Origin of the sequence: Bdellovibrio sp. KM01 (assembly GCF_013752535.1) — a bacterium.
Taxonomy (GTDB): domain Bacteria; phylum Bdellovibrionota; class Bdellovibrionia; order Bdellovibrionales; family Bdellovibrionaceae; genus Bdellovibrio.
Window position 1 is genome coordinate 1,490,631 of the sequence record NZ_CP058348.1, and the last position, 19,036, is coordinate 1,509,666.

The 19,036-nt window shown below is 45.6% G+C and carries 17 protein-coding genes; 13 read left to right on the top strand and 4 right to left on the bottom strand.

The window, feature by feature from the left end:
* Positions 1 to 3: 3 nt before the first annotated feature.
* Entirely contained in the window at positions 4 to 807 is an 804-nt protein-coding gene (locus HW988_RS07320) for a trypsin-like serine protease (RefSeq protein WP_181606874.1), read from the bottom strand.
* Positions 808 to 1,076: 269 nt separating this feature from the next.
* Here HW988_RS07320 and bamA point away from each other — a divergent pair, with 269 nt between their 5' ends.
* The 9 genes from bamA to HW988_RS07365 all read left to right on the top strand — a co-directional run bounded on the left by bamA (position 1,077) and on the right by HW988_RS07365 (position 10,501).
* Positions 1,077 to 3,476: an outer membrane protein assembly factor BamA gene (gene bamA / locus HW988_RS07325; RefSeq protein WP_255490257.1), complete on the top strand. Its 2,400-nt coding sequence runs from the start codon at positions 1,077 to 1,079 to the stop codon at positions 3,474 to 3,476.
* Positions 3,477 to 3,516: 40 nt separating this feature from the next.
* Positions 3,517 to 4,023, top strand: coding sequence for an OmpH family outer membrane protein (locus HW988_RS07330; RefSeq protein WP_181606875.1), 507 nt, complete (start codon positions 3,517 to 3,519; stop codon positions 4,021 to 4,023).
* Positions 4,024 to 4,103: 80 nt separating this feature from the next.
* Entirely contained in the window at positions 4,104 to 4,928 is an 825-nt protein-coding gene (gene lpxA / locus HW988_RS07335) for an acyl-ACP--UDP-N-acetylglucosamine O-acyltransferase (protein WP_181606876.1), read from the top strand.
* Positions 4,921 to 5,847 carry a Gfo/Idh/MocA family protein gene (locus HW988_RS07340; RefSeq protein ID WP_181606877.1) on the top strand — a complete coding sequence of 309 codons (927 nt, stop codon included), beginning with the start codon at positions 4,921 to 4,923 and terminating at the stop codon, positions 5,845 to 5,847. The genes lpxA and HW988_RS07340 overlap by 8 nt, the downstream gene beginning before the upstream one ends.
* Positions 5,848 to 6,999: a lipid-A-disaccharide synthase gene (gene lpxB, locus HW988_RS07345; protein ID WP_181606879.1), complete on the top strand. Its 1,152-nt coding sequence runs from the start codon at positions 5,848 to 5,850 to the stop codon at positions 6,997 to 6,999.
* Complete coding sequence (lpxK, locus tag HW988_RS07350; protein WP_181606880.1) at positions 6,996 to 8,012, top strand: tetraacyldisaccharide 4'-kinase; 1,017 nt, start codon at positions 6,996 to 6,998, stop codon at positions 8,010 to 8,012. Before lpxB ends, lpxK begins: the two co-directional genes overlap by 4 nt.
* The gene (locus HW988_RS07355; RefSeq protein WP_181606881.1) at positions 7,984 to 8,865 is read left to right on the top strand and encodes a lysophospholipid acyltransferase family protein; all 882 of its coding nucleotides are present in this window, start codon (positions 7,984 to 7,986) and stop codon (positions 8,863 to 8,865) included. Before lpxK ends, HW988_RS07355 begins: the two co-directional genes overlap by 29 nt.
* Entirely contained in the window at positions 8,850 to 9,980 is a 1,131-nt protein-coding gene (locus tag HW988_RS07360; protein ID WP_255490258.1) for a DUF3108 domain-containing protein, read from the top strand. The genes HW988_RS07355 and HW988_RS07360 overlap by 16 nt, the downstream gene beginning before the upstream one ends.
* Before the next feature lie 35 nt (positions 9,981 to 10,015).
* Positions 10,016 to 10,501 (top strand): GNAT family N-acetyltransferase, encoded by a 486-nt coding sequence (locus HW988_RS07365; protein ID WP_181606882.1) that lies wholly within the window; start codon positions 10,016 to 10,018, stop codon positions 10,499 to 10,501.
* Here HW988_RS07365 and HW988_RS07370 read toward each other — a convergent pair whose 3' ends face one another.
* On the bottom strand, positions 10,502 to 11,632 hold the full coding sequence (locus HW988_RS07370) for a cyclic nucleotide-binding domain-containing protein (RefSeq protein ID WP_181606884.1): 1,131 nt from the start codon (positions 11,630 to 11,632) through the stop codon (positions 10,502 to 10,504).
* A 160-nt stretch (positions 11,633 to 11,792) separates the two neighbouring features.
* Between HW988_RS07370 and HW988_RS07375 the strand changes: the two genes are divergently transcribed.
* On the top strand, positions 11,793 to 12,920 hold the full coding sequence (locus tag HW988_RS07375; protein ID WP_255490259.1) for a glycosyltransferase family 9 protein: 1,128 nt from the start codon (positions 11,793 to 11,795) through the stop codon (positions 12,918 to 12,920).
* On the top strand, positions 12,829 to 13,923 hold the full coding sequence (locus HW988_RS07380) for a glycosyltransferase family 9 protein (protein WP_181606887.1): 1,095 nt from the start codon (positions 12,829 to 12,831) through the stop codon (positions 13,921 to 13,923). The genes HW988_RS07375 and HW988_RS07380 overlap by 92 nt, the downstream gene beginning before the upstream one ends.
* Here the strand turns inward: HW988_RS07380 and HW988_RS07385 are convergent.
* A complete protein-coding gene (locus HW988_RS07385) occupies positions 13,907 to 15,319 on the bottom strand; it encodes a sigma-54 dependent transcriptional regulator (protein WP_181606888.1) in 1,413 nt (470 codons plus the stop codon). The two genes, HW988_RS07380 and HW988_RS07385, sit on opposite strands and share 17 nt — an antisense overlap.
* Complete coding sequence (locus HW988_RS07390) at positions 15,316 to 17,196, bottom strand: ATP-binding protein (RefSeq protein ID WP_181606890.1); 1,881 nt, start codon at positions 17,194 to 17,196, stop codon at positions 15,316 to 15,318. Before HW988_RS07390 ends, HW988_RS07385 begins: the two co-directional genes overlap by 4 nt.
* Before the next feature lie 72 nt (positions 17,197 to 17,268).
* Between HW988_RS07390 and HW988_RS07395 the strand changes: the two genes are divergently transcribed.
* Together HW988_RS07395 and HW988_RS07400 are read left to right on the top strand one after the other, a co-directional pair.
* Positions 17,269 to 18,201, top strand: a complete 933-nt coding sequence (locus HW988_RS07395; RefSeq protein WP_181606891.1) for a bifunctional riboflavin kinase/FAD synthetase — start codon at positions 17,269 to 17,271, stop codon at positions 18,199 to 18,201.
* Positions 18,194 to 19,024 carry a hypothetical protein gene (locus HW988_RS07400; protein WP_181606893.1) on the top strand — a complete coding sequence of 277 codons (831 nt, stop codon included), beginning with the start codon at positions 18,194 to 18,196 and terminating at the stop codon, positions 19,022 to 19,024. The genes HW988_RS07395 and HW988_RS07400 overlap by 8 nt, the downstream gene beginning before the upstream one ends.
* Positions 19,025 to 19,036: the final 12 nt, after the last annotated feature.

Below are 19,036 nucleotides of genomic sequence, written 5' to 3' on the forward strand. Positions count from 1 at the left end.
CGCTTATCGATTTAAAAGCGGCTTGTTTTTTTCGATCCAAGGAATAAAATCTGGAACATACATCGCTTTCACGATGCCGTGACAAAATGTCATCGCATCGGGACCAAAAGTGGTGGAGATCACGGCTGCTAATTGAACCTGCTTGTTTACTTCGTAAAACACCGGTCCACCGGAATCACCTTCGCAAGCGCCCTTAACGTCACCATTGGTTAAATACATCGCGCCCTTTTCGCCTTTGTAGTTCACTAAAACATCTTTGATGCTTTTTGTGGTAAAGCGCAGATAGCTGGAATCGCGGGATGTCTCACTTGTTCGGCCGTAACCTGCCAATGTGACTTCCTGACTCGAAAGTTTTGCTTTGCCATCATACAATGGAATCGGTTCATAATCGCCGGGGACGGGTCTTTCCAATTTCAACAGAGCGACGTCATTGAATTGTTTATTTCCCTCGTCGACATAGTCTTCATGGGTGATCCACTTCGTAACTAAAATGGAATCTCTGACGCGGTCATAGCCTGATTCTGGAGACATATCGATATGTGGAATGACGTAGTATTTGACGATTGCGGGATTGATACAATGAGCAGCGGTGAGGATAACGTCTTTGTCGATAACGATGCCCGTGCAATATCCTCTGCCACCCATTTGAGTTGTGCCTAAAATTAGGACAACTTTCTTTGCCAGCAAGTGATCAGCTGAGACCTCAGTTCCGCCTACAATGTTTGGATAGCGATCGATGTTTTTAAGAGACACTGAGCTGCAGGCCCCAAGACATGCAAAGAAAACTAATGCTGATAGTCGTGCCATAAATGTCATCAAATCACCTCTGACGGATTAACTTTTTATCGGTATAAGAGGCGGTGTTTTGAAGTGATTAATTGTCCTCAAGTCAGTTAGCGTTAATTAGCTTCAAGATCTCGACCACTGTGCCGCCGCTAGTCACTCGGTCGCTTTTTTATGTACTAGACTTCGGTCGTGGGCTACGATTTTCGAGTTTAAAAGGTAACTATCGAGAAATCTTTGAGATTTTTGAAAATTGAGACCGTGAAAGGTCCCTCTCGGTTGGAGATTCGAACTTGATTAAGCTTCTGTGTACTTTGTTATTAGTTACTGCCACATCGACTGCGATGGCGGCTCCCAAGAAAAAAACTCCCAAGAAGAATGGGCCGACGGCGTCTGCGCCAGCTCAACCCGCGTCTTCTGGTATCACGATTAAATCCATCGAAGTAGCGGGCAATCGCAAAATCGAAAAAGATGCCATTCTGACTAAGATCGCTTCAAAAGCGGGAGCGGAATATAGCGCGGCAACTGTTCGTGCAGATGTAGAAGCTCTTTTCAAACTTGGTTTTTTCAATAACATCGAAGTTGATCGTCAAGTCACAGGCAAAGAAGCCGTGTTGACGTATAAAGTTTTGGAAAAACCATCCATCACTGAAATCACTTACGAAGGTAACAGTGAAATCAAATCCGAAGATATCGCAGATGCCACAGGTATCAAAGCATACCAGCTGTTAAACATGTCTAAAGTAAAAGAAGCCGTCGAGAAAGTTCAAAAACTTTACGAAGACAAAGGTTTCTTCCTGGCTCGTGTGGAAGCCGAAGTTCAAAACATCACTCAAGATGAAACAGTGCGCCTGGTTTTCAAAATTCGTGAAAATGACAAGGTAAAAGTTCGCAAGGTGACATTCCTTGGAGCTAAAAATCTGACAGAGGCCGAGCTTAAAAGCAAAATGATCACTCAAGAGGGTGGTTTCTTCTCGGCGATGTCGGGCTCGGGTCAATATAAGCAAGAAGCTTTCGACCGTGACGTTCAGATCATTCGTTTCATGTACTACAACCAAGGTTACGTACAGGCGAAAGTCGATCGTCCCCAAGTGACAGTGACTCCGGATAAGAAAAATATCTATATCACTTTCCACGTGGAAGAGGGTGAACAGTATTCCGTCGGTGATGTTGATTTCGCGGGCGACTTGTTGTTCCCTAAAGCTGAACTTTTCGAAGCCATCAAGATCGATAAAAACGGCGTTTTCTCTTATGAAGTTTTGCAAAAAGACATCAGCGAGTTGACGGCGAAATACGGTGACTTGGGTTACGCTTTTGCCAACGTCATCCCGCGCACGCGGGCTAATGATAAAGAACGCAAGATGGACTTGGTCTTCGAGTTCGACAAAGGCTCCAAAGTTTACTTCGGTAAAATCAACGTTGTTGGGAACTCCAAAACCCGTGACAAGGTGGTTCGTCGTGAGTTGAAAGTTCACGAGGGTGAGCTTTACAACGAAACTCGTCGTCGTCAGTCCTTGGAAAATATCCAACGTCTGGGCTTCTTTGAGGATGTGAACTTTAAAACATCTGTGGATCCAGAAAAAACAGACGTGATGAATGTCGATATCGCCGTTAAAGAACGTAATACAGGACAAATTCAATTGGGTGCTGGTTACGGAACGTCTCAAGGTTTCACGTTGCAAGGTTCGGTTCAGCAATCGAATTTCTTGGGCCGTGGTCAAAACTTGGGTGCGAATGTTAACTTAAGCGGAACGGGCAGCTACTATAGCTTGTCTTTCACAGAACCCTACTTCAATGACACTGAATGGTCTTTGGGTGGCGATCTCTATCGAAGCCAAAATACGGGTCGTGTGGACTACGATGAGGCTCACACGGGTATGTCGCTTCGTATGGGACATCCCATTGCGGAATTCACTCGTGGCTTCTTGCGCGCAAAATACGATAAGTCAGAATTGACGGAACGTAAGGATTCAACTGGTAAAGTGATCACGGACGAAGACTTGTTCCCATTGGCGACAGCCTCGGGTGAAACGATTTCTTTGACGGGGACTTTGGAATACGACACACGTAATGACCGATTCTCTCCAACAAAAGGTATCTTTGCTTCGGCATCTTATGAATATGCGGGTTTCGGTCAGCTGAAGTACAACCGTGCCAGCACAAGATTCAACTATTTCAAAAACATCTTCTGGGATGTGGTTTGGAGAAATGATCTTCAGTACGCACGTATCGATGGAATTGATGGTCAGGATGTTCCTTTCAATGAATTGTACTTATTGGGTGGACCGTACTCACTACGTGGTTTCCGTTCTTACCGTGTTGGTAAAATGAAAAGATCTCAAAAAATCTATAACGATTTAACGAATCCGGCTGTGACTAATCCGCCACTATCTGCTGAACAAGCCGAAATTCAGGCGATGCGTTTCTATGGTGGTACTCAGCAGGCAATGGCTCGTACTGAATTGCAGTTCCCTTTGGTGAAAGATGCTGGCATCATGGGTGCAGGATTCTTTGACGTGGGTGCCGCTGATGACGTCTTGACCAGTGACAGCTGGTTTGCAGACGTGGGCTTCGGTCTTCGTTGGTATTCACCGATCGGGGTGTTGAGATTCGAGTGGGGCTTCCCGCTGAACCGCGATCCGAATTACCACGACGCTTCGGTGTTCGAGTTCTCGATTGGTCCAAGTTTCTAATTTGATTTTGAATGTTTAAAATTTTATGGAGGAATTTTTTATGAGAAAAATGATTATCGCAGCGACTGTGTTCATGATGACAGTGGCGGCTCAAGCGGCTGAAAACAGCAAAGTAGGCTTCGTAGACATGCAGAAAGCTATCCAAGCAACTTCTGCAGGTAAAAAAGCCAAAGCTGAACTTGAATCTGAGTTCAACAAAAAGAAAAAAGATCTTGAGAAAAAAGAAGCTGATCTGAAAAAGATGGGTGAAGATCTTGAAAAGAAAAAATCAGTTCTTTCTGAAGATGCTCTTGGTAAAAAACAAGCAGAATTTCAGGAAGAAATGATCAAGTACCGTGATATCGTAGGCAAAAGCCAGATGGAAATTCAAAAGAAAGAGCGCGAGCTAACGGCTCCAATTTTGACTAAAATGAAAACAGTTATTGGAAAATTGGCAAAGGACAAAGGTTACACTTTGGTTCTTGAGAACAACCAAGGTGTTTTGTACTCCACTCCGGACTCTGACCTTACAGACGAAGTGATTAAGGCCTACGAGAAAGAAAAATAGTTTTGAAAAACTCAAAGGGCCCTCAACGGGGCCCTTTTTAAATTCAAGCATAGCAAAGTTGCATTTAGGATACAGTTTACATGGCAAATTATAAAGTACACCCTACAAGCGTCCTTTCCCCAGATGTTGAGTTAGCCGATGATGTTGAAATCGGACCTTACTGCCTTATTCAAGGTAAAGTAAAAATCGGAAAGGGTACCTATGTAGAAGGTCACGTCACTTTGGGATCTCGTTACGGGATTTTGGAAATCGGCGAGAACAATCATTTCTGTCCAGGTGCCGTTATCGGTGGTGCTCCTCAAGACGTTTCTTATAAAAATGAACCGACATATCTTATCATTGGGAACAACAATATGTTCCGTGAATTCACGACTGTGAATTTGGCGACCTCTAAAGGTGATAAGAAAACTGAAATCGGTAACAACTGTTACTTTATGGCGTACACTCACGTGGGTCATGATTGCAAGTTGGGCAATAATGTCATCATGGCGAATAACACTCATTTGGGTGGCCACTGTGAAATTGCTGACGGCGTTTTCATCGGTGGTATGAGCGCTCTTAATCAATTTACTAAAGTCGGCAAAATGGCCTTCATCGCAGGCAGCAGTATCGTCAACAAAGACATTCTGCCGTTCTGTCGTGCTCAAGGGACTTATGCGACGATTCGTGCGACCAACAAAATTGGTTTGGCACGTAAAGGTTACGACCGTGCCGAAATCACCAACGTGCATAAAGCGATTCGTATCTTGATCATGGGTTCCCACACTGTGGAAGAAGGCATTCAACGTATTCAGGAAGAATGCACGATGAGCCCGAACATTGAATATTTCATTAACTTTATCCGTTCTTCTAAACGCGGTATCGCGGTGAACAGAACTCCTAAAGGCTGGCAAGAAGATGAGTAAGAAATTGCGTGGCGCCGTAGTGGGCGTGGGTTACCTGGGTAACTTTCATGCTCAAAAATACAAAAATAATCCCCATGTTGAACTGGTGGGAGTTTGTGATCATTTCCCGGCGCAAGCTGATAAAATCGCAGCAGAACTTGGTGTACAAAGTTTCCACCGTCCTCAGGACCTTATCGGTCAAGTGGACCTGGTGACGATTGCAGCCAGCACTCAAAGCCACTATGAAGTGGCCAAATTGTTTTTGCAAAACGGTATTCACGTCAATGTTGAAAAGCCAATCACGGCGACGGTTCCTCAAGCTGAAGAATTGTTGACCTTGGCTGAAAAACACAAAGTGAAATTGGCTGTGGGGCATATCGAAAGATTCAACCCGTCAGTGAATGAACTTAAAAAGCATATGAAGAATGTCAGCACGATTGAGCTGATCAGAACGGCTCCTTACAAAGCGCGCGGTGCTGATGTCAGCGTTCTTCATGATCTGGCCATTCACGATATGGATTTGCTGTTCTGGTTGACGGGCAGTGAAATCGAATCCTTCGTGGCTTCTGGTTCGAAACTGGTTTCTCCGGAACTGGACACAGCTTCGATTTCTTTCAAAATGAAAAATGGTATTCACGCGATTATCACGGTCAGCCGTATTGCGCCGGTGGCTCAACGCTCGGTTCGCGTCGTTCAAGACGACTGCACTCTGTTTGCGAACACTGGCATCCATGAACTTGAAAAAGTTGAAAAGGGTCCTGGCGGCGATGAGCTGACGAAAGTGACAAAGTGGACTGTTGAAAAAGCCGATGCTCTTCAGAAAGAAACTGACGCTTTCGTCGACGCTGTTTTGAACGATAAAGCTCCTGTAGTGACAGGACTTGATGGTTTGAAAGCCTTGCGTGCGATTGAAGACATTCAAAAAATGATTGGTAAATAAATGGATCAAGTATTGTTCGTGGCCGCCGAGGCCTCCAGCGTCACTTATGCTCAAAGAATTCTTGAGACCTGGAAAAAGCAGGGTCGTAAGATCCATGCTTTTGGTGTCGGCAGTCAGGACATGGAAAACCTGGGCTTTGAACGCCTGGGTAAATCCGAAGAGATGGCCGTGGTGGGTGCTGCTGAAATTATCGCAGCCTACAAGCCTCTGAAAGCGGTTTTTGACAGCTTGGTTCGCGAAGCTGAAAAGCGTCGCCCTAAAGTGGCCGTGGTTATGGATTATCCGGAATTCAATCTGATGCTTGCTAAGAAATTGCACGCCATGGGGATTCCGGTTGTTTATTATATTTCTCCACAAGTCTGGGCATGGCGTAAAGGCCGTGTTCACACGATTAAAAAATACTGCAAAAAAGTTTTCGTTCTTTTCCCGTTCGAAGTTCCTTTTTACGAAGAGCATGGTGTACCGGTGGATTTCGTGGGCCATCCATTATTGGATGAGTTGGACGAACGCCTGATTGATGATCCGTCTTATCTTAAGATTCATCGCAATCAAGTTGGTATCCGTGACGATGAAATCGTTTTGGGTCTGATGCCGGGCAGCCGTCGTCTGGAACTTAAACAGCATTTCCAAATTCAATTGGATGCCGCACGTATTTTATCCAAGAAACATCCGAATTTAAAAATTGTCATCCTGACAGCTCCGACGTTCTCGAAAGAGAAAATGCAGGACTATCTGGAAGACTTCCGCCTGCCATACATTCTTTTGAAGGATGAACCCTTCCGCATGATCCATTTGGTGGATATGATGCTTGTTGCTTCGGGAACAGCGACGTTGCAGGTCGGACTTTTGCAAAAACCGATGGTCATCATGTACAAAATGAAGTGGTTGACCGGAATCTTTGCACGTCTTTTGGTTCGTGGAACCAAGTACTATGGTCTTGTGAATTTGATTTTGGGCAAAGAAGCAGTTCCGGAACGATTCCAGGGTGATGTGACTGCGGAAAATATGGCGGCCTTATTGGATCGTTATATTACCGATGCAGCTTACAAAGCTTCTGTAAAAAAAGATCTCGCGTCCCTGCGCTCTCATTTGGGTGATAAAGGTGCCACCAACCGCGTGGTCAAAGCATTGGATGAGTATCTGACAGTATGAAGCCCTATTTGAAACCGCTTTCTTATCTTTACGAACGAGTCGTGAGTATTAAGAACTCAATGTACGATCGTGGAATGATCGGTGCATACAAAGCGCCGGTGAAAGTGATCAGTATTGGAAATTTGACAGTGGGCGGGACGGGGAAAACTCCGATCACGGATTTCTGTTTAAAAGCTTTGGTGCGAGATGGAAAAAGAGTCGCCGTGGTCAGTCGTTCTTATCGCGCAGATGCCTCGGCTTCTGTGCGTGTGGATGTCACTCATCCCCATGCGGCCCGCTATTACGGTGATGAGCCGGTATTGCTTGCACAGGCCAATCCCGAAGTGACAGTCTTTGTTGGAGACAGCAAGTGGCGTACGGCAGAGTACTCAACCAGAAATCATGGGCCTTTTGATGTGATCGTGGTCGATGATGGTTTTCAGCATCGTAAACTTCACCGTGATTTTAATATCGTGATTCTGGATGCAACAGAACCTTGGGCGAACTATCAAGTTGTTCCTGAAGGTCGCGGTCGTGAATCCTGGGATGGGTTGCAACGTGCCGATTTAATTTTGTTCACAAAGTGCAATCTTGCAGACGAGCAGAGTTTAAAGCAGGTGCAAAGTCATTTGCCTCCGGGTAAAGAAGTTTTGTATTTCGGTTATGACATTGTCGATATCCATAACGGAGAGCTGACTCTGCCGACGGAAACTTTGCGTGGAAAAAAACTTTTCCTGGTCTCTGCCATCGCTCGCCCCGACGTGTTTGAAAAGATGATGCGTACTTACGGTGAGATCTCAAAAAAGAGTCTGCATTATCGTGACCATCACCAGTATTCAAATGAAGATGCACAAAAGATTGCCGCTGAATTTGGCAAGTCCGGCTGCGACTACTTAGTGACGACTTCCAAAGATGCCGTCAAACTTCGTCGACTTTTGCAGGATCCTAAACTGCTTTGGAGCACCAATCTTCAGGTGGAAGAATTCGGAGACAAAGGACGTCTGCATGAGATTATTGGTCAGCTTTTTAGCTAAAATCGGAATATTCTTTAGCAGTATTTTGCCGCGGAAAGTTCAAAGACTTTCGGGTTCTTGGATTGGCTTTCTGTGGTGGGACGTCTTTGGATTTCGCAAAAAAATCGTGCTCGGTAATTTGCACATTGCCTATCCTGAGTGGACCGAGGAACAACGCAAAAAAGTCGGTCGCGAATCAGTTTACCAATTGGGTTATAACTTTGGGGAATTCTTTTTTATTCCCAACATGACCCGCCAATGGGTTGATCAGAATGTGGTTTTTGAAGGTCTGGAAAACTATGAAAAGGCCAAAGCCCTGGGTAAAGGATTCTTTTATCTGACTTTGCATCTGGGGAACGGGGATTTGGCGGCGAACGCATTATCCGTTATCGGCCAGGATATCAGCATTATTACCAAACGTTTTAAAACCCAGTGGTTCAATGACCTTTGGTTTTCCATTCGCGGTGCGGGTGGTGTGAAGTACATAGATGCCCATGGGCCAACGAATGCTTTTGATATTCTGAAAGCACTTAAACGCAACTCAGGCCTTGTATTCGTTCTAGATCAATACATGGGAAAACCCTTTGGTGTAGCAACGACGTTTTTTGGGAAGCGCACGGGTACAGCCTATGGTCTGGCTTTGTTTGCGCAGAAAACCAAAGCACCGGTTCTGCCTATCTACACCTACGAGGGAAATGATGGGAAAGTTCATGTCGTCATCGAGCCAGCTATGGACTTGAGCGTCTCTATCGTTGAAGATAAGGACCAGAGCATTGTGAATCTGACACAGTCTTTTTCTGATAAATTGGAAGAGATCGTGCGAAAACATCCTGAACAATGGATGTGGGTTCATAGACGATGGAAGGACTTTTAGTGAATAAGTGTTCGTTGCTTGCAGGCATTGTTGTACTTTCTCTTTTGACTGCGTGTTCGACTTCGTTTTTGAAGTACGAAAAGCAAGATCAATTAAAAAAGATCGACGAATTCGAAAAAGCCGTAAAAATTGAAGAGCCTTCTGCGCCGGCTGAAACTAGCGAAGCGACTTCTGCGACAAAACCTGCCGAAGTTGCAAAACGTGAATCGGCAGCACCGGCGAAATCTTCCAAAGACTCTAAGTCTGCGAAAGTGACAGCACCTTCGCCTTTAATTAAAGACGCAAAAAAGGCTCCAGCCAAAACCAAAAAAGGTTCTAAGGTGGCAGCGGCACCAGCGGCTGTTGAATCCACTCGTCGTCAGCCGGAAATCGAAGACGATGCAGGATTTAATGGTCGTCGTCCTGTGGTCGATCCGTTCCGCGTGGGTGAGGAAGTTGTTCATAACGTTTCTTACTTTAAAATGTCAGCGGGGGAGTTGCGTTTTAAAACTTTACCGATGGCCACAGTAAACGGTCGTAAATCTTATAAGCACAATATCGCGATTAAAACTATCTCTTTGTTCGCATCCGTTTATACAGTGGAAGATAGCGTGGATATTTTCATGGATTACGAAACTGTGACACCAACAGTGTTTGAGCTTCACGTGAAAGAATCCGGTCAGTTGCGCGAAGCTAAGATGCTTTTTGATAGCGTTAATAAGATGGCGACTTACTGGGAAAAGAAAGTCACCAAGCAAGACGGCGAAGAAGAAAAAAGAGAACAGTGGGAGCTTGAGGAGTACGCGCAAAACGTTTACAGCGCGATCTTTTATATGCGCATGTTCCAATGGGAAATCGGTAAAGAGTACGCTTTCCGTGTTTCCAACGATAAAGAAAACCTGGTCTTCTCTGGTAAAGCTATTCGTAAAGAAGTTTTGGATACAGAGTTAGGTCCGATGAAAGCCATCGTGATGCAGCCAAATATCACTCTTAAAGGAAAGTTTAAACCGATCGGTGAAAACTTGATCTGGCTTTCTGATGACGAGCACAAGTACATCTTGCGTATCGAAGCTAAAATCAAAATCGGAACTTTAGTTTCTGAAGTCGTTTCAATTAAACCAGGAAAGGCTCCTTAGAGCTTTTCCCGCATTCAGGTAAAGTCCTTAGAGTCATGAAACTCCAAATTCGCAAAGCTGTAAAATCTGACGTTCCAGCAATTTTAAATTTCATCAAACTGTTGGCGGAATATGAAAAGCTGTCCCACGAAGTTATCGCGACACTAAAACTTCTTGAAGAACAAATCTTTGGTGATAAATCTCCAGTACAAGTTCTGATTGCAGAACTTGATGCTAAGCCTGTGGGCTTCGCCCTGTATTTCTATAACTTCAGCACCTTCTTGGGTCGCAAAGGAATTTATCTGGAGGATCTGTTTGTTCTGCCAGATACACGCGGGCAGGGTGTGGGTAAAAGCCTGCTTCAAGCTCTGGCGGCACAAGCCGTGGCTGAAGGCTGTGGACGTGTCGAATGGTCCGTCCTTGATTGGAACAAGCCTGCCATTGATTTCTATAAATCTATCGGTGCAGGTCCCATGGATGAATGGACCGTGTATCGCCTGACCGGCGAAAACCTAAAAGCCTTTGCAAGTGGAGCCAAATAATCACTTCGCCTGCTGATCGCGGGCGATGCGTTGAGCTGCCAGGGTCTCGATGACTTTGGCTAAAACCAGGTTCTGCGCCAAAGTTTTATAAAACGCATTTTGTTCAATTTCTAAAAGCACTGTGTCTCTTTGTGTGGTCACGGTCGCTGTTCTGACTCCGCCTGAAACTAAAAGTGAAATCTCGCCAAAACAAGTTCCTTGATTTAGAACGTTGATGTTTTGACCTTTTTGACTGATGACCACGGAACCTTGGATCACGATGTAACAAGTATTTCCCGTTTGTCCTTCATGGAAAAGAACCTGATTGGCCGGAGCCTGTACCAAGCGACCTGTGAAAATCAAAGCATCCAAACTGTCTGTGGGAAGATCTTTGAAGAAAGGCGAAGACAATAGTGCCTGCATCACCCAAAAGCGATGTTGCAGGGCTTGGGCCTTATCAGACTTAATCAAGTTATCGTATTCGGGCAGGTGATGAACGCGCAACACTTCACAAGCGGAATTGGTGATGACGTCTGCATTGCGCGGTTGATTTAACAGGAATCCGCGCTCACCAAAAAGTGCGCCAGATCCAAGAGTCGCGACCAATTGTCTGCGTGTTTCGGAAGTCACTTTGTAAATAGAGGCCTGACCTTTTAGTAAAACAAAAAGATCGCGGGAGTTTTGCCCTGAATGAGTGATGCGAATATTTGGGGGCACCGTAAACACTTCCGCTTTTTGCAAAAGGTACGAAGCCAAGCTTGGTTCTAAAGAGCGAAAAAAGGGCAGAGTTGAAGGGTCTGGCTTCACCTGACGACCACTCATCACATCGATAGAACTAAACACCAACGGTGAATCGTCAGAGTTTACTTTTTTGAAGTAATCGATGACATTTGGATTTGAAATCAATCGTTCGTTAACCAGAAACTGAATCAAACTGTAAAGCTCCCGAAAGCTGACAAGCCAACCTTGTCCCAGGAAAAACTGCACCAGGCCTTCAATAGATGATCCCGATTTGAAAACTTCAAGATAGGAAAACTGTAAGGCATTCAGCTCAAAACTGCCTAAACCTGAAGGCAGAAATACAGTGCCGCCCCCAGCGTGTTTCTGGGTTTTTACGGCTTTAAGTTGAAGTGTTTCCCGTTCGATCTTCATTCCACCGTCTTATCGGAAAAAAGCGCCTCGTTTTTGCCGAGTCCTTAGTCCTGAATTTGCCAGGCCAGACTCTGTCATTATGAGTGCCAGCTGGGGGATGCTCTACAATAATGTCATGGCGCAAACAAATTGTCGGAACTTCTCTGGATATAAACCCTGTATGAAAAGTCAGACCTGTGACTCTCAGTGCGCTTCTTTTGACGCTCCAAAGATGTCCGTTCTTATAGTACACCTAGGGGCCTTAGGTGCCGTGGTTCGTAGCACCAGTTTATTGAAGGCCATCAAACGTAAATATCCTTCTTCAATGATTACCTGGGTCACCGATGCTCCGGCTCATGTTCTGTTGCAAAATCATCCTGTAATTGATCGCGTTTTGACCACGAAGGAAGCAGACCTTCTGCAATTGGGAGCTTTGCAATTCGATGTGGGAATGGTGATTGATAAATCACTAAAAGCCGTGGGCGTGCTTCGTCATACGCAGGTTGATCAGATTTTTGGTTTCATGGCAAACCCCGTAACCGGAGCCATTGTGCCAGCGACTCCTGCGGCAGAAGAGTTGTGGGAGCTGGGCCTTAATAATCAAAAAAAGTTTTTTGAAAATAAAAAACCTGAAACTCAGTTAATGATTGAGGCTTTGGAGTTAGGGCCATTTAAGCGTGATCCTTATTGGTTACCACTATCTGAATCCGAGAATGCAGAACTTCATTTCCGTCGTCAGAGTTTTCTGACTGTCGGCAAAAAATGGGTTTTGGGTTTTAACACCGGCTGTAGCACTGTGATTGCCGCAAAAAAACTCACCGTGGAGTTTCATCGTTTGATGATCAAATCCCTCCAAAGTCGCTATCCCGAGGCGCAACTCGTGTTGCTCGGGGGCCCCGAGGACACAGAGCGAAATGCGGAAATTGCGAAGGGCCTTTCTGTTATTTCAACGGCGACCCAAAGCGGTTTGCGTGACGGTTTGATCAGTGTCGCGGCTTGTGATGTTGTCATCACGGGCGACAGTTTAGGAATGCATATGGCCATTTCTCAAGGGAAACAAGTTGTCGCGTGGTTCGGTCCGACATGTGCCCATGAAATAGATCTTTATGACCGGGGAGTGTCGATTCTCTCGAAAAGCCCGTGCAGTCCTTGCTGGAAGAGAGCTTGTGAAAAAAGCATAATGTGCTACGATCAGGTCTCTTTGCAGGAGATCGTTCATGCCGTTGAATCTTGTCGTACAAACAGCCTTTCTGGGGGACTTGCTTTTGGCAATTCCGCTCCTAAAACGCTGTCGTCAGATTTGGCCTGATCATCAACTGGGCCTGGTCTGTCGCAAAGGTTTTGGCGATTTTTTCCTGAAAACTCATCTGGTTGATCAAGTTTTTGAAATTAAAAAGGGTGATGCCGAGTCCTACAACCAGGCCTTGAACGGAATCGCGCAACATCAGGTGAATTACCTTGTGTCTCCGCACGAGTCATTGCGCACGATTTTCTTTTGTCGCAAAATCAAAGCTCAACATAAAATCGGTTTTAAAAAATTCTGGAGCTTTTTGGCTTTTTCGCAAACGGTGAAAAAACCGATGCTCTTGCCAGATCCTTTGCGCCAGATGAGTCTGTTGCAAGAAGTGGATCCTAAACTTAAAGACCTTCTGACCTCTTACGCACAAACAGAAAAGCCTTACGCCACTGATTTCAAGGGAAAGCTTTCGGCTCCGCCGGAATGGTCTTCCATGAGTGTGCGTGCTGAAGTTTTAAAGTGCGTCGATACTTACCGTGATTTGGAAAAGCGTTATGACCTTAAAGGTTTGAATGATGATCGCGCGGTTTTGATGTTTCCGGGCTCGGTGTGGGCGACGAAACGTTGGACCAAAGAGGGCTTTGTTGAAACAGGAAAGTCTTTGCAGTCGCAGGGATATCAAGTCTATGTCATGGGTGGCCCTGGTGAAGAAACTCTTGCAGAGGAAGTCTCTCAGGCGATTCCGGGCTCTTTGTGTATTGCCGGTAAAACTTCAATCTTGGAATCGACACAGATTATTGCTCGAGCTCGCTTATTGGTAGGGAACGACAGCGCGGCATCACACATGGCCGCGGCCTGCGAAACGCCGCTGATTTCAGTTTTTGGGCCCACAGTTTTAAGATTTGGATTTAGACCGTGGTCTGCCAGCACCTATATTGCGCAGAAAGAAAATCTGCCGTGCCGTCCCTGTGGCAAGCACGGGCACCAGAAGTGCCCGATTAAAACCCATGTTTGCATGACTCACCTGCCAGCTGAGCAGGTGGTGCAAAAAGCCGAATTTATTCTTCGCTCGTAAAATCTTTGACGTTGATGCCGTATTTACGGATTTTGCGCAGCAAAGTATTCTTAGGAATATTTGCTTGAGCCACCGTTTGATTGATACGACCGTGATTGGCTTTCAATGCACTCACGATAAATTCTTTTTCCATACCTTCTTTGAAGACATCGAAATCCAACGGACCATTATAGCCCACGTTCGCTGTTTTTTCCGGAGCTTCTTTCGGAGCTAATTTCAAAGACTCGGGCAAAGACTCCAAAGTGATCTGCTGGGAGTTTTCTACAATGAACGCGCGCTCAACCACATTTTCAAGCTCGCGAATATTTCCTGGCCAGCGATATGCTTTCAACATTTCCAAGGCTTCGGCATCGATACCATTGATCACACGTGCGTGTTGCCGAGAGAATTTTTTGATAAAGTGTTGTGCCAAAGCCAGGATGTCATCTGTACGCTCACGCAAAGGTGGCAAGAAGATTGGCATAACGTTCAAGCGATAGAACAAGTCTTCGCGGAATGTGCCATCGGCCATCATTTTTTCTAAGTTACGATTTGTCGCTGCGATAATGCGGGTGTTCGATTTCACTTCACGGTTGCTGCCGACAGGAGTGAATTTCTTTTCCTGAAGAACGCGCAGAAGTTTAACCTGCATATCCGGACGAAGCTCACCGATTTCATCCAGGAACAAAGTTCCGTTGTTCGCCATTTGGAATTTACCGATTTTACGTTCAATCGCACCGGTGAAGGCTCCTTTTTCGTGACCGAAAAGTTCGCTCTCCATCAAGTTTTCAGGAATCGCACCACAGTTGATCGCCACAAAGCTTCCCGCTTTACGAGGGGAGTTGAAGTGAATCGCGCGTGCGACCAATTCTTTACCTGTACCGTTTTCACCACGAATTAAAACTGTCGTATCGACTTTGCACAGACGATAGATCAGGTTGAACACGTCCTTCATCTTTTGTGATGAACCCACGAATTCAGATTCCACGTCGTCGTCAAAGATTGGATTCGACAAAGCCAGAGAAGAAACCAGATCGCGGGCCTCTTGGCTTTTGCGAACGATTTCAGTCAGCGTCTGTGGATTGACTGGTTTTTCAACGTAGTCATAAGCGCCTTCTTTGATCGCGAGAACCGCATCGTGCAAGTTCGAGTGAGCCGTCATTAATACCACAAAGGTACGAGGATCGTGCTCTTTGATGGCTGTCAATGCTTCGATACCATTCATCTCTGGCATCTTTACGTCCATCAAAACCAAGTCCCAAGACTGTTGTTTTACTTTTTCAAATGCTTCTTTGCCTGTGGCTGCTTCATCGATGACGAATTCAATTTCCGGCATCGTGGATTTAAGGATTGAGATAACGGAACGACGCAATTCTGCTTCGTCGTCCACGATCAGGGTGTTCAATTGGTTGATCATAAGATCTCCTCGATTACGTCTTCTGATTCAAGTGGCAGAGTGAAGGATACAGTTGTTCCTTGACCCACTTTGCTTTCCATTTCCACTTTACCGCCATGAAGTTCAATAAAATATTTAACTAAGTAAAGACCCAAACCCGTTCCCTTGGTTTTAAGATCCTGATCACTCCCACGAGTGAATTTACCCCAGACTTTGTCCATGTCTTCGGGCTTAATTCCATCACCGGTGTCTTTAACGATCACCTTGATATCTTGTTCTGTTTCGGTTGAAGTGACCTCAATCAGTCCCTGAGAAGGCGTGTACTTGATTGCGTTCTCAACCAGATTGATTACCACCTCTTTGATCAGGGTGGTATCGAACTCAACCGAGAACATCGGTTCCAAGTGAGTCTGAATGCGAATGCCTTTTTCAAAAGCCAAAGGACGCAAAGTGACCAGAGCTTCTTCGATCACTTCGTTGATGTCGGCTGCATCTTTGTTGATTTTAAATTCACGGGATTCCACGCGCAGGACTTTTAAAATCGACTGGATATAACGATTCAGTTCATCACCGAACATGCGCAATGATTTCAAATCCGTTTGCAGTTCCTGATCCTGATTTTGCGTCAACAAACGATCCACGATAGCTTGAATCTTGGCGATCGGCGTTTTTAAGTCATGGGAGATCAAGCTGACGAAATTGTTTTTAAGCTGTTCCAATTCTGCCAGGTATTGTTGTTCCTGTTGCAGGGCAAAGTTCTTTCTTTCGATCTTTGTCGCCTGGTAACCGATAAAGATCGTCCAGGTTGCAGCCAGTAATACAAAGGGCGCAAAGGCCGGGGACCAGAAATAGAAACTATCAAAAACCCAGGCGGAAAGAGCCGCAAGCAACGTCGCAATCCACAAAATAAAGAAAAAGGCCACCGACTGCGGATAAGTCAGAATGATGAAAACTGCAAAACCCATCAGGACGAAAAAGCCAACGGCATACCACCAGAAATTCAGACGCTGAATCCATTTGTTGCCCAAAAGAGTATCCGTTGCATGGGCCATAATTTCTGAACGGGACAATGTACCCAGCGGAGTCAGATAAACTGGCGTGGCAGAGGTCTCGGCCCCGATCAAAATGATTTTGCCTTTAAAGGTATCCGGTGGAAGTTCGTCGTAAAGGATCTCGCTTAAACCATACTGAGTGAAATTATAGATCGAACCGCGATAGTTGATGGGAAGACCGGCTTGCGTCGTCGGAAAGCGCTTGCCCGTGATTTTCTCAACCAGGTGAGGCATTTCGGAACGTGAAGGAAACACCCGGCGAACCAGGCCGTCTTCGTCGCGACGAATTTCATTGGAACCCAGATTGCTGTTTTCGCGGTTGCTGAACGCTGGAGTTAGAACTCGCTCCAACGAATTTGTCGTGGAGGCCCAAAACACACGGGGATCGAAAAAGTTTTTCTGTTCTTCGTTGTTCAGGTGAACAGCCCCAATGTTGTCACCAAAGTAAAGGGTGACACCGATGGCGCGGGGATCTTGTTTTAAGATTTTGGAAAGCAACTGATTCCAGATTTTTTTATTCCAAAAAAAGCTGTCAGTGATGTCCGTGGCTTCATCCAAATCCATCATCGAAGAGGAGCGGTCGCTGTAAACGCCGACAAAGTCAGATTGACGGATGGTGATTAAAACGATTTGCGAAGAGACCTTTTGGTCGCCGCGAACTTGAAAACGCTGGTCGTAAGACGTGGTCTCGTCAGCAGAAAGTGCCAGGCAACCAATGGCCCAACATAAAAGGCAGCGAAGCAGAAAACCGCGGTGGCGCATAAAGTAGCGAAGCAGGACCTCGCTGCGATATAAAACGCGATTAAAATACTGGGAAAACGAACCTTTTTGCACGCGTCGCAACATAGCAAATTTATTAAAAATATCAACTACTAAAAGCCCTTACCGCCGGGCGCAGAATTAGGTATATTGAAAAATATGCATATCTATCAAGGCGTCGGGCAGATGAGCTCCGTTTTAGAGTCTTCTGTCGTCACAATTGGCAATTTTGACGGTGTCCATCTGGGGCATCAGCAACTCATCGAAACAGTCACTCGCGAGGCACAACATTATGGCGTGCCTTCGGTTGTGTATACTTTCCATCCTCACCCCGTAAAAGTACTGTTTCCAGAGCGCCAAACGCAAAGAATGTTCGATCTGCGTGATCAGCAAGAACAGTTCGAAGCCCGGGGCATCGAGTGTGTGATCCTGGAGAATTTCACGCGTGAATTTTCACAAGTCACGGCTCAGGATTTCCTTCAAAACTATGTGATGAACAAGCTTCATCCAAAAACCCTGGTGGTGGGGCATGATTTTAATTTCGGCGCCAATCGTACGGGTAATATTTCTTTTCTTGAAGGCTTCTGCGCGCAGCATGGTATCCGCCTGATCGTGATTCCTCCGTTTCAACTAGATGGTCAGGTGGTTTCGAGCACCCGCATCCGAGAGGCCCTGCAAGGCGGGGAAATTGAAAAAGCTGAAAGACTTTTAGGTCGCCCGTACTATTTGCGGGGTACAGTGGAAAAAGGTTTTCAACGGGGGCGTACGATCGGTGTGCCCACGGCTAATGTGCATCCTGACGTGGAGTTTGTTCCGCGCAAAGGAGTGTATTTCACGTACACTCGCATCAATGGTCACAATCATCCTTCAATCACCAACATTGGTGTCAATCCTACTTTTCAACAAGACAATAAAGGCCCGGTGAAAATCGAAAGTCATATTTTTGATTTGGATGCTCAACTTTACGGCGTTGAAGTTGAAGTGGAGCTTTTGCATTTCCAACGGGATGAAATGAAGTTTTCTGGTATCGATACTTTGAAAGAGCAAATCTATAACGACATGGCCGCGGCCCGAAAGTACTTCAATGAGTAAAATTCTTGAGTTCCGCGAGGGGAATCCCAGCATGTTGTTTCGTTTTCTGCAGTTTCTTGCAGGAAAAAAGCCGGATCTTTTCCAGCTGCAACAGCATCAAAGTTACTCTGCCGAACTTTTGAAAGATGCCAATGCTGCCTTTTTCTCTTTTGAGCAGGCCCGTTTGATTTATCCTTCTTTGCAAATTCTGCCAGCCCAAGTGCGCATGCTGGAATGTTTTGATTTTTATTTTCCCGAAGATGGGAAGTGGTATCCTCGCTTGCTTTATTATGAAGCTATTCATCGCGTGCTGGTGGGGCGGGCTCGTGATTTGAATATTCGCGTGCCAGCCTTTGTGGTCGGTGAGGGGGAGTGTTTAAGGATTGCAGCGGCCGTTTGTACGGAGCTTGGTTTTTCGGAAATCTATCTGATTGGTGAAAACACCACGCAGCTTCACCGCGAAGCGCGCATTCTGTCCCGTAGTAATTTAGGAATTAAGTTTAAAGTGTTACCCATCGAGGAGCTTACAATTCAGGCAGTCAGTGCCTCTTTGATCATCAACACGGTTCATTTAAAGCATGAAAGCGAATTGTTAAAAGACTTGTCGTACTTTAATTTTATGAACACCGGTGGTTATGCCTTTGACTGCAACCTTGGCAACTTGCAAAGCGAGTTGATGGAAGAGGCGGAGCGTGCGGAACTGAAGGTTCTGCAGCCGTCAGAACTGTTGCAGGCTTTGGTCGAGATAGTTTTTGAAAAACTCAAACAAAGCGAACTTCTTGAGGGCACCGACCTCACTGCATGGGTGAGGGAGTTCAAGGAGCAAAACTCTTCTTCCGTCTAGTTACAAAAAACG

What these genes read in the sequence shown, in the direction of transcription:
- HW988_RS07395 (WP_181606891.1), top strand. Translation starts at nt 17,269, where the DNA reads ATGCATATCTATCAAGGCGTCGGGCAGATGAGCTCCGTTTTAGAGTCT.
- HW988_RS07320 (WP_181606874.1), bottom strand. Translation starts at nt 807, where the DNA reads ATGGCACGACTATCAGCATTAGTTTTCTTTGCATGTCTTGGGGCCTGC.
- HW988_RS07330 (WP_181606875.1), top strand. Translation starts at nt 3,517, where the DNA reads ATGAGAAAAATGATTATCGCAGCGACTGTGTTCATGATGACAGTGGCG.
- lpxK (WP_181606880.1), top strand. Translation starts at nt 6,996, where the DNA reads ATGAAGCCCTATTTGAAACCGCTTTCTTATCTTTACGAACGAGTCGTG.
- HW988_RS07370 (WP_181606884.1), bottom strand. Translation starts at nt 11,632, where the DNA reads ATGAAGATCGAACGGGAAACACTTCAACTTAAAGCCGTAAAAACCCAG.
- HW988_RS07360 (WP_255490258.1), top strand. Translation starts at nt 8,850, where the DNA reads ATGGAAGGACTTTTAGTGAATAAGTGTTCGTTGCTTGCAGGCATTGTT.
- HW988_RS07390 (WP_181606890.1), bottom strand. Translation starts at nt 17,196, where the DNA reads ATGTTGCGACGCGTGCAAAAAGGTTCGTTTTCCCAGTATTTTAATCGC.
- HW988_RS07385 (WP_181606888.1), bottom strand. Translation starts at nt 15,319, where the DNA reads ATGATCAACCAATTGAACACCCTGATCGTGGACGACGAAGCAGAATTG.
- lpxB (WP_181606879.1), top strand. Translation starts at nt 5,848, where the DNA reads ATGGATCAAGTATTGTTCGTGGCCGCCGAGGCCTCCAGCGTCACTTAT.
- lpxA (WP_181606876.1), top strand. Translation starts at nt 4,104, where the DNA reads ATGGCAAATTATAAAGTACACCCTACAAGCGTCCTTTCCCCAGATGTT.
- HW988_RS07355 (WP_181606881.1), top strand. Translation starts at nt 7,984, where the DNA reads ATGAGATTATTGGTCAGCTTTTTAGCTAAAATCGGAATATTCTTTAGC.
- HW988_RS07375 (WP_255490259.1), top strand. Translation starts at nt 11,793, where the DNA reads ATGAAAAGTCAGACCTGTGACTCTCAGTGCGCTTCTTTTGACGCTCCA.
- HW988_RS07340 (WP_181606877.1), top strand. Translation starts at nt 4,921, where the DNA reads ATGAGTAAGAAATTGCGTGGCGCCGTAGTGGGCGTGGGTTACCTGGGT.
- HW988_RS07380 (WP_181606887.1), top strand. Translation starts at nt 12,829, where the DNA reads ATGCCGTTGAATCTTGTCGTACAAACAGCCTTTCTGGGGGACTTGCTT.
- HW988_RS07365 (WP_181606882.1), top strand. Translation starts at nt 10,016, where the DNA reads ATGAAACTCCAAATTCGCAAAGCTGTAAAATCTGACGTTCCAGCAATT.
- HW988_RS07400 (WP_181606893.1), top strand. Translation starts at nt 18,194, where the DNA reads ATGAGTAAAATTCTTGAGTTCCGCGAGGGGAATCCCAGCATGTTGTTT.